1 pseudogene is annotated in these 1,406 nt (G+C 61.0%); it reads right to left on the bottom strand.

What is annotated here, in order from left to right:
• Nucleotides 1-248 precede the first annotated feature (248 nt).
• Nucleotides 249-1,293: pseudogene (locus tag PU724_RS33690) on the bottom strand (IS110 family RNA-guided transposase).
• Nucleotides 1,294-1,406: the final 113 nt, after the last annotated feature.

Below are 1,406 nucleotides of genomic sequence, written 5' to 3'. Positions count from 1 at the left end.
AAGCTCCTGCTGATAATTTTCCGGACCATGTCGCCCCGCGGGTCACTCGCTTCTCTTCGCGGTCGACGTTAGGCCGCCGCATGATGGGGTCAGTAGAGCGAGGCGCCTCAATCTGTTGAACGACCTTAGGAGAGTTCGTCCCAGGATCGTGCCTGCTAACGAGATCGCCTTGCCCATCGTCCCACGGGAACGATCCGGCTCACGCCCTTTCGGGCGGAATCAACTCCTCCTTCGTTGGTCCGTTGTGCCTATTTCGTGGCCGATACGGAGCCGGGTGCCTTGCCAAAGCGGAATTCTGTCGCATCGCTCCACATGCGATGCAGGATGACAGCGAGCTTGCGGGCAACAGCAAACTCGGGCTCGGGCCATACCGCGCCGCTTGGCGACGTTTATACCCCACGCTCTGAGGCTCGACCATTTCTTGCTGAGCACAAGCAGCGAATGAGCCGCCTCATAGAGGGCCGTGCGGGCGAGCTCATCACCGCATCGGCTTACCTTGCCCTGAATGTCCGTCTCACCAGATTGATAGCGTGCCGGGGTCAGACCCAAATGCGCTCCGACATCCCTCGATCGGCGAAAGCGGTCAGGCTGATCGACCGTGGCACGAAAGGCGAGCGCGGTGATGGGTCCCACACCGGGCACGGACATGAGGCGCCGGCAGACTTGCTCCTTGCGGGCGATATTGAGGACCTGCTTTGTCAGTCGCCCGAACTCACGCAACATCGTTGCCACGATCGCCAGAAGCGGCTCGACAAGCGCTATGATGACCGTATCTGCGCCAATCAGTTCGCGCACGCGATGGGCGAAGGCTGCGCGGCCTGGAGTGCCGAGCTTGATGCCGGCCTCCCGCAGAATCGCCCTGACGACGTTCTCGATGGTCCGCATTTCATTGAGGACCGTCCGTCGTGCGAGGAGGAGGGATCGCCAGAGCCGACACTGCTGGCTCTTCACATGCACCTGCCGATACCAGCCGGTGCGCATGATCTGCGCCAAGGCGCGGGCGTCGTTGCGATCTGTTTTGTTCGGCATCGTTTTCATCGCCGCGTTCGCCTGCCGGGTCTCGATGCAGATCGCCGGCAATCCTTCGGCACGAATACCGTCATAAAGCCAGGCCGTCAGCGAGCAGGCTTCGAGCCCGATGCGCTCCAGCGGCAGATTGATTTTCCGCAAGGCTTCATAAAGCGCTCTCGGCTCACTCGCCGCCCGCCCTTCCTTCACGATCCGGCCGCTCTCGTCGACGACACAGATCGCGGTCTCTTCCAAAGACACGTCAAGTCCGGCAAAATACTTCATGGCTGCTCCTCCTGATGTTTGTGGCGATCTACATCGACCACGTTCTCACATCTCGACAGGAGCAGCCGCCCTTGGCTCGGGCGAGACCCCAATCACCCCATCTGTTGAAGAAG

Origin of the sequence: Mesorhizobium abyssinicae (genome assembly GCF_049887195.1) — a bacterium.
In the GTDB taxonomy this organism is placed as follows: Bacteria; Pseudomonadota; Alphaproteobacteria; order Rhizobiales; family Rhizobiaceae; genus Mesorhizobium; species Mesorhizobium abyssinicae.
The sequence above is the reverse complement of the archived record's forward strand: the minus strand, read 5'-3'. Positions and strand labels throughout refer to the sequence as shown.